The following is a 12,843-nucleotide window of genomic DNA, read 5'->3' as shown; positions in this document are numbered from 1 at the left end:
TTTCTACGCAAATCGGTGCTGTCGCCACTGCGCGACGCAGTCGGCGAGCAGTGCGGCGCGGCTGGTGGACGACGGCTGCAGGCCGAGGGTCGTCGCGGCGGCATGCAGCGCGTGCGCCGGGTCGGCCAGATCGAGCGCCGCCGCGCCGTTCTGCTTCGACAGCTTCTCGCCATTCGCACCCAGCACCAGCGGCGTGTGCAGGTACTGCGGCAGCGGCAGGCCGATCAGCCGCTGCAGGTGGACCTGGCGCGGCGTGTTGTCGGCGAGGTCTTCGCCGCGCACGACGTGGGTGATGCCTTGCAGCGCGTCGTCGACGACCACCGCGAGCTGGTAGGCCCACAGCCCGTCGGCGCGGTGCAGCACGAAATCGCCGACCGCCTGCGTCAGGTTCTGCCGTTGCGCGCCGAGGCGGCGGTCGTGCCAGTCGATCACGATGTCGGTTTCGTCCGCGTTGCAGCTCAGCACCCGCGTCGCGCGCGCCGGCTTGCCGTTCAATCCGTGTCGGCAGGTGCCGGGGTAGACCAGCTCGCCGTGCCGCGGCTTGCCCTGGCCCGACGCTTCGAGCGCGAGCGCGATGTCGCGCCGCGTGCAGCCGCAGGGGTAGACCTGCCCAGCGGAGCGCAGCGCTTCGAGCGCCGCTTCGTAGTGCGCGCCGCGCCGCGACTGCCACACGGGAGGCTCGTCCGGCAGCAGTCCGCACTGCGCGAGCTGCGCCAGGATCTGCGCATCGGCGCCCGCCACGCAGCGCGGCGTGTCGACATCCTCGATGCGCACCAGCCACGCACCGCCGTGCGCCCGCGCATCGAGCCAGCTCGCGAGCGCCGCGACCAGCGAGCCGGCGTGCAGCACGCCGGTCGGCGACGGCGCGAAGCGTCCGCGGTAGCCCATGCGCTCAGGCGCCTCCGAGCGGCAGCAGCCCGCTGTGCCGCTCGATCAGCGCGCTGCGCGTGGCCGGGCTCTCCAGCTGCGACAGCCACCAGCGCAGCGCCAGCCCCAGCTGCGGCTTGCGCGTCGCGCTGCCGGCCGGCACGCTGCGCCAGGCGTAGCCCAGGCGCGCGACCTGCGTCGGCCGCTGCACCGCCTTGACGACCAGCCGGCCGGCGGCGATGTGCTCGCGCACCAGCGGTTCGGGCAGGAACCCGCAGCCCAGGCAGCGCAGCTGCGCCTCGATCTTGTTCTGCATCGTCGCGACGGTCAGCACGTCCTGCCCGGGCAGCAGGTTCACCGTCAGCGGCGCCATGCGCTGCGCCGAATCGGCGACCGCCACCGCGCGGTGGTGGATCAGGTCGGCATCGCTCAGCACACCCTCGGCGTGGGCCAGCGGATGGTGCGGCGCGATCGCGAACACGAAGTCGATGCTGCCCAGCGGCTGCATCTGGATGCCGGGCGGCATCGTGCGGTCCACGCCGACGCCGATCGCCAGGTCGGCCTGCCCGCTGACCAGTGCCTCCCAGGTGCCGGCCAGCACCTCGGTGCGCAGCCGCAGCCGCGTGCCCGGCCCGCCGCTGGTGGCGCCCGGGCTCTCGGGGCTCAGCGCATAGAAGGCCTCGCACAGCTCGAACAGCGTGGCACGCGACATGATGCCGTCGACCGCGACCGTCAGCTGCGTCTCCCAGCCGGTCGCGACGCGCTTGACGCGGTTGGCCACCGCATCCATCTCCTCCAGCAGGCGGCGGCCCTCGTGCAGCAGCTCCTCGCCGGCGGCCGTCAGCTTGGCCTGGCGCGAGCGGCGGTCGAACAGCAGCACGTCGAGCGCGTCCTCGAGCTGGCGCACGTTGTAGGTCAGCGCCGATGGCACCTTGCCCAGCTCGCGGGCCGCCGCGGCAAAGCTGCCGGTGCGGGCGATGACGTCCATCATCGCGAGCGCTTCGGGGGTCAGGACGTTGCGGGGACTGGTCATGGCGGGGACGTCGGAGTTTCGTTCATCTTATTTGAATGAACGCTTCAACGCGCAGCCCGTGATGGGCCGGGGGGCGGCGCCTACAGTCTCTTCACACCCGAGAGATCACCACCGAAAGGACACGACATGCTCACCCTGCGCAAATCGACTGAACGTGGCTACGCCGACCACGGCTGGCTGAAGTCGTTCCACAGCTTCTCGTTCGCCGACTATTTCGACCCGAAGCACATGGGCTTCGGCAACCTGCGCGTGATCAACGAAGACCGCATCGCCCCCGGCACCGGCTTCGGCACGCACGGCCACCGCGACATGGAGATCGTGTCGTACGTGCTGTCGGGCGCGCTCGGCCACAAGGACAGCATCGGCAACGGCGCGCAGATCGTGCCCGGCGACGTGCAGCGCATGAGCGCCGGCCGCGGCATCCAGCACAGCGAATACAACCACGCGGCAGCGGACACGACGCACTTCCTGCAGATCTGGATCGAGCCCAACGTGCGCGGCATCGAGCCGGGCTACGAGCAGAAGCACTTCGACGAAGCGCAGAAGCGCGGCACACTGCGCCTGGTCGCGAGCCCTGATGGCCGCGAGGACTCGGTGAAGCTGCACGCCAATGCGACGCTGTATGCCGGGCTGTTCGACGGCGACGAGCGCGCCGAGCTCGCGCTGCCGGCCAACCGCAAGGCCTATGTGCACGTAGTGCGCGGCAGCGTCGAGGTGAACGGCCAGGCCTTGTCCGCGGGCGACGCGGCGATGCTGGACAACGAACCGGCGCTGCAGATCGGCGCCGGGCGCGATGCTGAAGTGCTGGTCTTCGATCTGCAGTGATTTCTCAACCGCAACCAAGGACGACCCATCATGTTTGAACGCCTTCAAAACCCGCTCGCGCTGGCTGCGCGCATCCTGCTGGCTCTCATGTTCGTGCTGGCCGGCTTCAGCAAGCTGACCGGCTTCGAGGGCACGGTGGGCTACATCGCGTCGAAGGGCCTGCCGTTGCCGCAGGTCGGCGCGGTGATCGCGCTGCTGGTCGAGATCGTCGGCGGCATCGCGTTGATCGTCGGCTGGAACGCGCGCTGGGCGGCTGCCGTGCTGGCGGTGTTCACCGCGGCCGCGACCGTGATCTTCCACAACTTCTGGGCGGTGCCGGCCGACCAGGCGATGGTGCAGAACCTGATGTTCATGAAGAACGTCTCGGTGATCGGCGGCCTGCTCGCGATCGTGGCCTTCGGCGCCGGCGCGCTGAGCCTGGATGCGAAGCGCCGCTGATGACCATCGACGCCCACCTGCATCGGCGGCCCGCCGCGGCTGACCAACCGGCCAGCGCGCTGACGTTACTCACCAATGGCCGCCATGCGTGGGCCGCCGACCTGGACCGCACGCTCGGCGGTGCAGACGCCGCGCCGAGCCCGCACGACCTGCTCGACTCGGCGCTGGCCGCCTGCACCACGCTGACGCTGGAGCTCTACATCCGCCGCAAGGCGCTGGCGGTGCGCTCGCTGCACGTGCAGGTGGACCATGTCGAGACGCGTGGCGACGACGGCGGCGTGCGCTACCAGATGCAGCGCCGCATCCACATCGACGGCGACCTGGCCGAGGCCGACCGCGCCCGGCTGCTCGAAATCGCCGGCAAATGCCCGATCCACCGGGTGCTCGAAGGGCAGACGCGCATCGAGACCACGATGGTCTAGCTTGCTACAGTCGCCGCCATGGACATCATCCTGAAGCTCGTGGCGGTGCTGCCCTGGACGGACTGGGCGGCCCTGGTGGCGTTCTTCTGCGCCTGGGCCGGCTACATCTGGTTCGCGCACCGCCGCGCGCTGACGCAGCCGTCGATCCTTGCGTCGACCAACCGGGTGCGGCGCGAATGGATGCTGCAGACCACCTACCGCGAGGTGCGCGTGATCGACGGCGTCGTGCTGCAGAACCTGTCGACCAGCCCGTCCTTCTTCGCGTCGACCACCATCCTGATCATCGGCGGCCTGCTCGCCGTGCTGGGCACCAGCGACAAGGCCACCGAGATCGTGCGCGACCTGCCGTTCGCGGCCCGCACTTCGGTGCTGGTGTTCGACCTGAAGGTGGTGTTGCTGCTCGGCATCTTCGTCTACGCGTTCTTCCGCTTCACCTGGTCGATGCGGCAGTACACCTTCGGCGCGCTGCTGATCGCCGCGGCGCCGGAGGCCACGCAGTTGCTCGAACAGGGCGCGGACGGCGAGGCGCGCCGGCAGGCGTTCGCGAAGAAGGCGGGCGGCGTGGTCAGCATGGCGGCCGAGACCTTCAACGACGGGCTGCGGGCGTACTACCTGTCGTTCGCTGCGGTGGCCTGGTTCTTCTCGCCGCTGATCTTCATGCTCGCGACGGCCGGCGTGGTGTACGTGCTGTACCAGCGCGAGTTCAGGTCGGACGTGCTGGCGGTGTTGAACACCTGATCACCGGCTCGTAGTGCGCGTCCTTGCGGCGCAGCACCAGCAGCGGCAGGTCGGGATCAGCAGGCCCGAACACCAGCCGGTGCTCGTGGTCGGTGTACGGCGTGATGACCTCGATCCGCACGTTGAACGTGACGGCGGCGATGGCCACGTACAGGTCGCCCATCTCGTGGTGCCAGCTGCCCGGCGTGCCGAGCTGGTCGAGCATCCGGCCGCGCTCGTGGTCGTCACGCGGCAGGACCGCGAGGTACTGCTTCTCGTCCGGGAGATTGCTCGCCGGCGTATCGCGCCAAGCCGCGTATTCGCGTTCGACGTGCGCCACCATCTGCTGGCGCATTTCGGTCGATGTGCGCGGAAAGCCGGCCGCCGCACTACCGCCCAGGTCCTCGGCAGCGACGAGGATCGAATTGAAGGCACAGTTGCCGTCTGGCGCGATGGGTCGGGTCTTCGCATTGGCGAAGGAGATGGGGACTGCGGCCGCGTGCTCGTCGACCTTCTGCCAATAGACCTGCTCCACGGTCTTCAGGTCTTCACGAAAGCATTGCTCGATGCCTTCGACGCCGACCATGTTGAAGAAGGCGTCCTGGCCTGCGTTGGTGTTCAGGTCAGGGAAGGTGGCGCAGGTTTTCTTCGCCTCCAGGCGGGCCTTCTTCGTCGCCGGTTTGCGGCTCGCGACCGGGACAGCCTCCTCCCGCGCCCTCTTGTTTCCTGTCGACGGTCCCACGTTCATGCTCTGGCTCCCGCAGCCAGATCCACCTGGCGCGAGCACTTGGTAACGCCACGGCCGAAGCCGTTCCGTCGCCGGTTCAATTGACCCGCATCAGCCCCGGTCCCGCGCCAGCCGCAGCCCGCTGAACTGCCACTGCACCTCCGGCGGAAAGAAATTCCGGTAGCTGGCCCGCGCATGCCCGGCCGGCGTGGCGCACGAGCCGCCGCGCAGCACCATCTGCTGGCTCATGAACTTGCCGTTGTACTCGCCGACCGCGCCGGGCAACACCTTGTAGCCGGGGTAGGGCAGGTAGCTCGATTGCGTCCATTCCCAGACGTCGCCGAACAGCTGCGAGGGCGCATCGGTCGGCGCATCGGCGACCGGCATCGGGTGGAAGGCGCCGCTGTCGGCGAAATTGGCCCGCGCCTGCGGCCGGGCCTGCCGCGCGGCGCATTCCCATTCGGCCTCGGTCGGCAGCCGCGCGCCGGCCCAGCGCGCATAGGCGTCGGCCTCGAAGTAGCTCAGGTGGCAGGCCGGCGTGTGCGGGTCGACGGCCATCTCGCCATGCAGCGTGTGCGTGAACCATGCGTCGTCATCGCGCCGCCAGTACAGCGGTGCCTGATGGCCGCCGTTGCGCACCCAGTCCCAGCCGAGCGACAGCCACAGCTCCGGCCGCCGGTAGCCGCCGTCGTCGATGAAGGCCATCCATTCGCCATGGCTCACCGGCCGCGAGGCCAGCTCGAACGGCGCGATGAATGTGCGGTGCCGCGGCGTCTCGTTGTCGAAGCAGAACGCGCCATCGCGCTCGGGGTCGTGGCCCAGCTCGAACAGCCCGCCGTCGTAGCCGAACCAGCGCAGCGCCTGCGGCTGCACCGCGCTGATCGGCCAGCGCTTGCCATAGCCGGGGTGGTTGGGGCTGAACGACAGCGCGTGCTTGATGTCGGTCAGCAGCAGCTCCTGGTGCTGCTGCTCGTGGTGCAGCCCGAGCGTGACCAGCGCCGCCAGTTCGGCATCGCCGGCCCGCTGCGCGAGCAGCGCCTGCATGCGCGCATCGACATCGGCGCGGTAGCGCAGCACGTCGGCCAGCGCCGGCCGCGTCACCAGCCCGCGCTTCGCCCGCGGGTACTGGTCGCCGATGCCGTTGTAGTAGCTGTTGTAGAGCACGCGGAAGCGCGCGTCGTGCGGCTGGAAATCGCGCTCGAAGCGCTCCAGCAGGAAGGTCTCGAAGAACCAGGTGACGTGCGCCAGGTGCCATTTGGTCGGGCTCGCGTCGGGCATCGACTGCACCTGGCAGTCTTCGGGCGACAGCGGCGCGGCCAGCGCGAGACTGGTCTCGCGGACCTGGGCATACCGATTGCCGAGCGGACTGTTCGGCTGGAGGGGAAGGTTGCCGCTGCGGGGCAGGCTGTGGGACTGCATCGGTGTCTCCTGCGTGGCGCCTTCGTCGCGCCGATCCGCGGCACCTTACACCGATCTCGTCGGCAGCAGCGCCGCGTCGACGGATTCCCTTTCGTCGAACACGAAACAGTGGCCGTCGAAGTGCTTGCCGCCGGCGTCTTCGAAGTACTTCAGGATGCCGCCCTCGAGCTGCAGCACGTTCTGCACGCCGGCCTCGGCCATGAACAGCGCCGCCTTCTCGCAGCGGATGCCGCCGGTGCAGTAGCTCACCACCGTCTTGCCGTGTAGTTCGGCAGCATGGTCGCGCAGCGCCTGCGGGAACTCGGTGAACTTCTCGATGCGCCAGTCGAGCGCGTTCTCGAAGCGGCCGTGGTCGACCTCGAAGGCGTTGCGGGTGTCGAGCATCACGACCTCGCGGCCGGCATCGTCGTGGCCGGCATCGAGCCAGCGCGACAGGGTCTGCGCGTCGACGGCCGGCGCGCGCCCCGCCTCGGGCCGGAACTGCGGGTGGTTCATGCGGATGATCTCGGGCTTGACCTTCACCAGCAGCTTGCCGAAGGGCACCGCATCCGACAGGCTCTCCTTCGGCGCCAGCGCCGCGAAGCGCGCATCGCGGCGCAGCCAGGCCACGAAGCCGCGCACCGCGTCGGGCGCGCCGGCCAGGAACAGGTTGATGCCCTCCTCGGCGAGCAGCACCGTGCCCTTCAGGTGGTGTGCGGCCGCTTGTGAGCGAATGCTCTCGCGCAGCGCCTGCGTGTCCGTCAGGGTCACGAACAGGTAGGCAGAGATGTTGAGGATGGGTTTCATATTCGTGCGAAGCCCGGCATTTTACGGAGCCCACGCTCCCTAGAATGCCCGGATGGCCTTCATCCACCTGCGCACCCACACCGAGTTTTCCGTCGTCGATGGCACCCTGAGGATCGACGAGCTGGTGGATGCGGCGGCGCAAGACCACCAGCCGGCGCTCGCGATCACCGACCTGTCGAACCTGTTCGGCGCGGTCAAGTTCTACAGCGCGGCCCGCAAGAAGGGCGTGCAGCCGATTGTCGGCGCCGACATCTGGCTCGAGCCCGACACCACCGTCGGCGAAAAGAACCCGAGCCGCCTGCTGCTGCTGGTGCAGAACGTCGCGGGCTACCACAACCTGTGCGAGCTGCTGTCGCGCGGCTGGGTGCTGAACGCGCAGCGCGCGCAGGCCTGGCACAAGCTCGAGTGGCTGCAGGAACTCAATGGCGGGCTGATCGCGCTGTCGGGCGCCGAGATGGGCTCGATCGGCCAGGCCCTGATGGCGCAGGACACCGCGCGCGCCACCGCCGCGGCGCAGAAGCTCGCAGCCATCTTCGACAAGCGCTTCTACCTCGAGCTGCAGCGGGCCGGCCAGCCGACCAACGAGGCCCATGTGCGCGCCGCGGTGCCGCTGGCCGCCGCGCTGCGCCTGCCGGTGGTGGCAACACACCCGGTGCAGTTCCAGACGCCGGACGATTTCGAGGCCCACGAGGCCCGCACCTGCATCGCCGAAGGCGAGACGCTCACCAACCCGCGCCGCGTCAAGCGCTTCACGCGCGAGCAGTACTTCAAGTCGCAGGCGCAGATGGAGGCGCTGTTCGCCGACCTGCCGAGCGCGCTCGCCAACAGCGTCGAGATCGCGAAGCGCTGCAGCCTGACGCTGGTGCTGGGCAAGCCGCAGCTGCCCGATTTCCCGACGCCCGAGGTCAACGGCGAGCGCATGCTGCCCGAGGCCTACTTCCGCTACGCCTCGCACGAAGGCCTGCAGGAGCGGATGCTCCACCTGTACCCGAACGAGGCCGACCGGGCGCGCGAGATGGCGCGCTATGTCGACCGCCTCGACTTCGAGATCAACACGATCCTGAAGATGGGCTTCCCCGGCTACTTCCTGATCGTGGCCGACTTCATCATCTGGGCCAAGACCCATGGCTGCCCGGTCGGCCCGGGCCGCGGCTCGGGCGCCGGCTCGCTGGTGGCCTATGCGCTGAAGATCACCGACCTCGACCCGCTGCGCTACAACCTGCTGTTCGAGCGCTTCCTGAACCCCGAGCGGGTGTCGATGCCCGACTTCGACATCGACTTCTGCCAGGGCAACCGCGACCGCGTCATCGACTACGTGAAGGACAAGTACGGCCGCGAGGCCGTCAGCCAGATCGCGACCTTCGGCACCATGGCGGCCAAGGCCGCGCTGCGCGACGTGGGCCGCGTGCTCGGCATGGGCTACGGCCACGTCGACGGCATCGCGAAGCTGGTGCCGGCACCGCCCGGCAAGACCGTCACGCTGAAGCGCCCCGGCGACAAGCCCGACAGCGGCATCATCTACGCGCGCACCGAGGCGCCCGAGATCGAGGAGCGCGAGAAGAACGAGGAAGAGGTGGCCGAGCTGCTCGCGCTGGCCGAGCGCGTCGAGGGCATGGTGCGCAACATCGGCATGCACGCCGGCGGCGTGCTGATCGCGCCCGGCAAGATCACCGACTTCTGCCCGCTGTACATGCAGCCCGGCAGCAACAGCGCGGTCAGCCAGTTCGACAAGGACGACGTCGAGGCGATCGGCCTGGTGAAGTTCGACTTCCTGGGCCTCGCGACGCTGACCATCCTCGAGATGGCGAAAGACTTCATCGTCGCGCGCCACCCCTCGCGCAAGGATTTCGCGTTCGACAAGATCCCGCTGAACGACCGCGGCGCCTACCAGCTGATGAGCGAGGGCAAGACGGTTGCCGTGTTCCAGCTGGAATCGTCCGGCATGCAGCGCATGCTGAAGGACGCGAAGCCGAGCGTCTTCGAGGACATCATCGCGCTGGTGGCGCTGTACCGGCCGGGCCCGATGGACCTGATCCCGAGCTTCTGCGCGCGCAAGCACGGCCGCGAGGAGGTCGAGTACCCGCACCCGCTGATGAAGGAGGTGCTGGAAGAGACCTACGGGATCATGGTCTACCAGGAGCAGGTGATGCAGGTCGCCCAGCGCCTGGGTGGCTACTCGCTCGGCGGCGCCGACCTGCTGCGCCGCGCGATGGGCAAGAAGAAGCTCGAGGAGATGGTGGCGCACCGCGCGACCTTCGCCGAGGGCGCGGCCGGCAACGGCATCGCCGAGCCGCTGGCCAACGAGATCTTCGACCTGATGGAGAAGTTCGCGGGCTACGGCTTCAACAAGTCGCACGCCGCCGCCTACGCGCTGCTCGCGTACCACACGGCCTGGTTGAAGGTGCACTACCTGGCCGAGTTCACCGCGGCCAACATGAGCGTCGCGCTGGACGACACCGACAAGCTCAAGATCTTCCACGACGACGCGGTGATGCTGGGCATCACCTTCGAGCCGCCGAACATCAACACCGGCACGCACCGCTTCGAGCCGGTGGCCGACGACGTGGTGCGCTACGGCCTGGGTGCCATCAAGGGCACCGGCCAGAGCGCGATCGAGGCGATCGTGCAGGCACGCACCGAAGGCGGCCCGTTCAAGAGCCTGTTCGATTTCTGCGCGCGGGTCGACCGCAGCCGCATCAACAAGCGCACCGTCGAGGCGCTGATCAAGGCCGGCGCCTTCGACCTGCTGCACCCGGAGCGTTCGCTGCTGGTGGCGAGCATCGGGCTCGCGTTCGAATACGCCGACACGCAGGCGGCGCATGCCGACCAGGGCGGGCTGTTCGATTTCGGCGATTCCCATGCAGCGTCGACGCAGGAGCCGGCGCTGGTGCAGGTGCCGCCGTGGGACATCAAGGAGCGGCTCAGCTTCGAGAAGGTCGCGCTCGGCTTCTACCTGTCGGGTCACCTGTTCGACCAGAGCGGCGACGAGGTGCGGCGCTTCGCGAAGCGCAAGATCGCCGACGTGATCGACAGCCGCGAGCCGCAGATGCTGGCCGGCATCGTCGGCGACCTGCGCGTGATCAACGGCCAGCGCGGCCGCGTCGCGATCTTCAAGCTCGACGACAAGAGCGAGGCGATCGAGGCGGTGGCGAACGAGGAGCTGCTGAACGCCAACAAGGACCTGCTGAAGGACGACGAGCTGATCATCGTCTCGGGCAAGGTGCAGCCCGACCGCTTCTCGGGCGGCATGCGGCTGAACGTGCTGCAGGTCTGGGACCTCGCGACCGCTCGCTGCCGCTTCGGCAAGTACCTGCGCGTCGAGGTCAACGGCAGCGTGCCGCCGGTGGCCGAGGTGCTGCGCGATTTCCCGAGCCGGCGCGTGCAGACCGACCAGGGCACGACGACGCAGGGCCTGGCAGTGCGGCTGGTGGTGCAGCGCGATGCGGCCGTCGGCGAGCTCGACCTGGGCGAGGAGGGCCGCTTCTTTCCGAGCGATGCGGCGCTCGCGCGCTGGCTCGAAAGCGCGCACGGACGCGCGAACGTGGTCTACGAATAGCTCTGCTTGCGAGCATCTGGTTACGAATGGTCACCAGTTGACTGTTCGTGAGTCGGCACTGAACGCTGCAGAAACGTTTTGAAGTCATCATCAGCGAGAAGTCACTCGCAGGAGATGTTCATGAAACAAGCCATCACCCTCATCGCACTGGCCGTTGCCGGTGTGTCCTCGTTCGCGGGACCCAACGTCGGCGTGTCGGTCAGCGTCAACCAGCCTGGCGTCTACGGCCGCATCGACATCGGCAATGCGCCGCCGCCGATCGTCATCAACCCGCAGCCGATCATCATCCAGCAGCCGCCGGCCGTGGTGGTGGAGCGCCGTCCGATCTACCTGCGCGTGCCCCCGGGCCACCAGAAGAACTGGGGCCGCTACTGCGGCCAGTACGCGGCCTGCGGCCAGCCGGTCTACTTCGTGCGCGAGGACTGGTACCAGGACCACTGGCGCCGCGAGCACGAGCATGACCACGATCATGACCGCCACGACGACCGTGGCCGTGGCCATGGCCGCGGGCACGACAAGCATGACAAGCACGACGACCACGACCGCGACGACCATCGGGGTCGTTGAGATCGATGTGAGGCCGGCCGCTTCGGGCTGAACCCGATCCGCCGGGGCGTGTGGCCTGACTACACTCAGGCCCCATGCCGACACCACCCACCACGGGCCTGATCCTCACCGGAGGCGGGGCCCGTGCCGCCTACCAGGTCGGCGTCCTGAAGGCCCTCGCGCAGATCCGCCGCGAGGTCTCGCCCGACGACCGCAGCAATCCCTTTCCCGTGATCACCGGCACCTCGGCCGGCGCGATCAATGCGGCCGCGCTGGCCAGCCATTGCGACGACTTCGACGCGGCCGTCGCGGCGCTGTGCGAGGTGTGGGAGAACTTCCGCGCCGAGCAGGTGTACCGCTCCGACTCGTTCGGCGTGATCCGCACCGGCGCGCGCTGGCTGACGATGATGTCGATCGGCTGGGTGATCGCGCGCTGGCGCCGTGCGCGCCCGCGCTCGCTGCTCGACAACTCGCCGCTGGAGGCGCTGCTGAAGCAGATGGTGTCGGTGGGCCGGCTGCGCGAGCTGATGGGCGCCGGCCACCTGCAGGCGCTGGCGGTCACTGCGTCGAGCTACAGCTCGGGCACGCACGTGACCTTCTACGACTCGGTGCAGGACATCGTGCCGTGGACGCGCTCGCAGCGCGTCGCGGTGCGCGACGAGATCACGGTGCCGCACCTGCTGGCCTCGGCCGCGATCCCGTTCGTGTTCCCGGCCGTGCCGTTGAACTTCGACGGCATGGTCGAGTACTTCGGCGACGGCTCGATGCGGCAATCGGCGCCGATCTCGCCGGCGGTGCACCTGGGCGCGAGCCGCATCCTGGTGGTGGGCGCCGGCCGCATGCACGAGCCGCCGGGGCGTCGGCAGGTGAACGGCGACTATCCGAACATCGCGCAGATCGCGGGCCATGCGCTGTCGAACATCTTTCTCGATGCGCTGGCGGTGGACGTGGAGCGGCTGCAGCGGGTCAACAACACGCTGTCGCTGCTGCCGCCCGAAGCGCTCGCGCGCACCAGCCTGCGGCCGATCGACGTGCTGGTGATCGCGCCGAGCGAGCGGCTGGATGACCTTGCGGCCAAGCACCTGGCGAGCCTGCCGGCACCGGTGCGCGCGCTGCTGCGCGGCGTGGGGGTCTCGGGGCGAGGTACCGACACGCGCGGCGCGGCGTTGGCGAGCTACCTGCTGTTCGAGGCACCGTACACGCGGGAGCTGGTCGCGTTGGGGGTTGCCGATACCTTGAAGCGGCGCGAGGAAGTGGCGCGCTTCTTTGGCTGGGGTGTTCGCTGAGGTCGGCGCTGCAAAGGCGCTGACGGGGAGTCCGTGGCTCGCCGGACGGGCCGGTCTTCGCCCCTTGCGGGGCGAAGACTTCCCTCCGCTGACTGGCTTCATGGCCCGTCGCCGAAACTCCCGTCACTCACTTCGTTCGTTGTGGTCAAACAGTCGGCGACAGTCAGTTCACGAAGCGTGCTGCGCACGCGGGCCATGAAACCAGCCAGCTCCGGCGCCCC

Annotated in this window: 12 protein-coding genes; 7 read left to right on the top strand and 5 right to left on the bottom strand. The window is 68.9% G+C overall.

The annotated features are described in order from the left end of the window. Window positions 1-3 precede the first annotated feature (3 nt). Together gluQRS and BUE42_RS26075 are read right to left on the bottom strand one after the other, a co-directional pair. Window positions 4-888: a tRNA glutamyl-Q(34) synthetase GluQRS gene (gene gluQRS / locus BUE42_RS26080; RefSeq protein ID WP_073468211.1), complete on the bottom strand. Its 885-nt coding sequence runs from the start codon at window positions 886-888 to the stop codon at window positions 4-6. A 4-nt stretch (window positions 889-892) separates the two neighbouring features. After that, window positions 893-1,900: a LysR family transcriptional regulator gene (locus tag BUE42_RS26075; RefSeq protein ID WP_073468210.1), complete on the bottom strand. Its 1,008-nt coding sequence runs from the start codon at window positions 1,898-1,900 to the stop codon at window positions 893-895. A 126-nt stretch (window positions 1,901-2,026) separates the two neighbouring features. On the opposite strand from BUE42_RS26075, the gene BUE42_RS26070 reads away from it, so the two are divergent. The 4 genes from BUE42_RS26070 to BUE42_RS26055 are packed head-to-tail and all read left to right on the top strand — an operon-like array spanning window position 2,027 to window position 4,323. Beyond that, window positions 2,027-2,725 carry a pirin family protein gene (locus BUE42_RS26070; protein ID WP_073468209.1) on the top strand — a complete coding sequence of 233 codons (699 nt, stop codon included), beginning with the start codon at window positions 2,027-2,029 and terminating at the stop codon, window positions 2,723-2,725. Between the two features lie 30 nt (window positions 2,726-2,755). Further along, on the top strand, window positions 2,756-3,163 hold the full coding sequence (locus tag BUE42_RS26065) for a DoxX family protein (RefSeq protein ID WP_073468208.1): 408 nt from the start codon (window positions 2,756-2,758) through the stop codon (window positions 3,161-3,163). Then, on the top strand, window positions 3,163-3,585 hold the full coding sequence (locus BUE42_RS26060) for an OsmC family protein (RefSeq protein ID WP_083614588.1): 423 nt from the start codon (window positions 3,163-3,165) through the stop codon (window positions 3,583-3,585). The genes BUE42_RS26065 and BUE42_RS26060 overlap by 1 nt, the downstream gene beginning before the upstream one ends. Window positions 3,586-3,603: 18 nt before the next feature. After that, window positions 3,604-4,323 (top strand): DUF599 domain-containing protein, encoded by a 720-nt coding sequence (locus BUE42_RS26055; RefSeq protein ID WP_073468207.1) that lies wholly within the window; start codon window positions 3,604-3,606, stop codon window positions 4,321-4,323. On the opposite strand, the gene BUE42_RS26050 is transcribed toward BUE42_RS26055, so the two are convergent. The 3 genes from BUE42_RS26050 to BUE42_RS26035 all read right to left on the bottom strand — a co-directional run bounded on the left by BUE42_RS26050 (window position 4,289) and on the right by BUE42_RS26035 (window position 7,234). Continuing rightward, window positions 4,289-5,050, bottom strand: coding sequence for an OTU domain-containing protein (locus tag BUE42_RS26050; RefSeq protein WP_143171768.1), 762 nt, complete (start codon window positions 5,048-5,050; stop codon window positions 4,289-4,291). The two genes, BUE42_RS26055 and BUE42_RS26050, sit on opposite strands and share 35 nt — an antisense overlap. A gap of 90 nt (window positions 5,051-5,140) precedes the next feature. Further along, a complete protein-coding gene (gene egtB, locus BUE42_RS26040; RefSeq protein WP_083614586.1) occupies window positions 5,141-6,448 on the bottom strand; it encodes an ergothioneine biosynthesis protein EgtB in 1,308 nt (435 codons plus the stop codon). Window positions 6,449-6,493: 45 nt separating this feature from the next. Then, the gene (locus tag BUE42_RS26035; RefSeq protein ID WP_073468204.1) at window positions 6,494-7,234 is read right to left on the bottom strand and encodes a sulfurtransferase; all 741 of its coding nucleotides are present in this window, start codon (window positions 7,232-7,234) and stop codon (window positions 6,494-6,496) included. 52 nt (window positions 7,235-7,286) lie between these two features. On the opposite strand from BUE42_RS26035, the gene dnaE reads away from it, so the two are divergent. The 3 genes from dnaE to BUE42_RS26020 all read left to right on the top strand — a co-directional run bounded on the left by dnaE (window position 7,287) and on the right by BUE42_RS26020 (window position 12,622). Next, entirely contained in the window at window positions 7,287-10,790 is a 3,504-nt protein-coding gene (dnaE, locus tag BUE42_RS26030) for a DNA polymerase III subunit alpha (RefSeq protein WP_073468203.1), read from the top strand. 120 nt (window positions 10,791-10,910) lie between these two features. Then, complete coding sequence (locus BUE42_RS26025) at window positions 10,911-11,357, top strand: hypothetical protein (RefSeq protein ID WP_073468271.1); 447 nt, start codon at window positions 10,911-10,913, stop codon at window positions 11,355-11,357. 74 nt (window positions 11,358-11,431) lie between these two features. Next, window positions 11,432-12,622: a patatin-like phospholipase family protein gene (locus tag BUE42_RS26020; RefSeq protein ID WP_073468202.1), complete on the top strand. Its 1,191-nt coding sequence runs from the start codon at window positions 11,432-11,434 to the stop codon at window positions 12,620-12,622. Window positions 12,623-12,843 lie beyond the last annotated feature (221 nt).

Source organism: Rhizobacter sp. OV335 (assembly GCF_900142965.1).
Lineage (GTDB): Bacteria > Pseudomonadota > Gammaproteobacteria > Burkholderiales > Burkholderiaceae_C > Rhizobacter.
The sequence above is the reverse complement of the archived record's forward strand: the minus strand, read 5'-3'. Positions and strand labels throughout refer to the sequence as shown.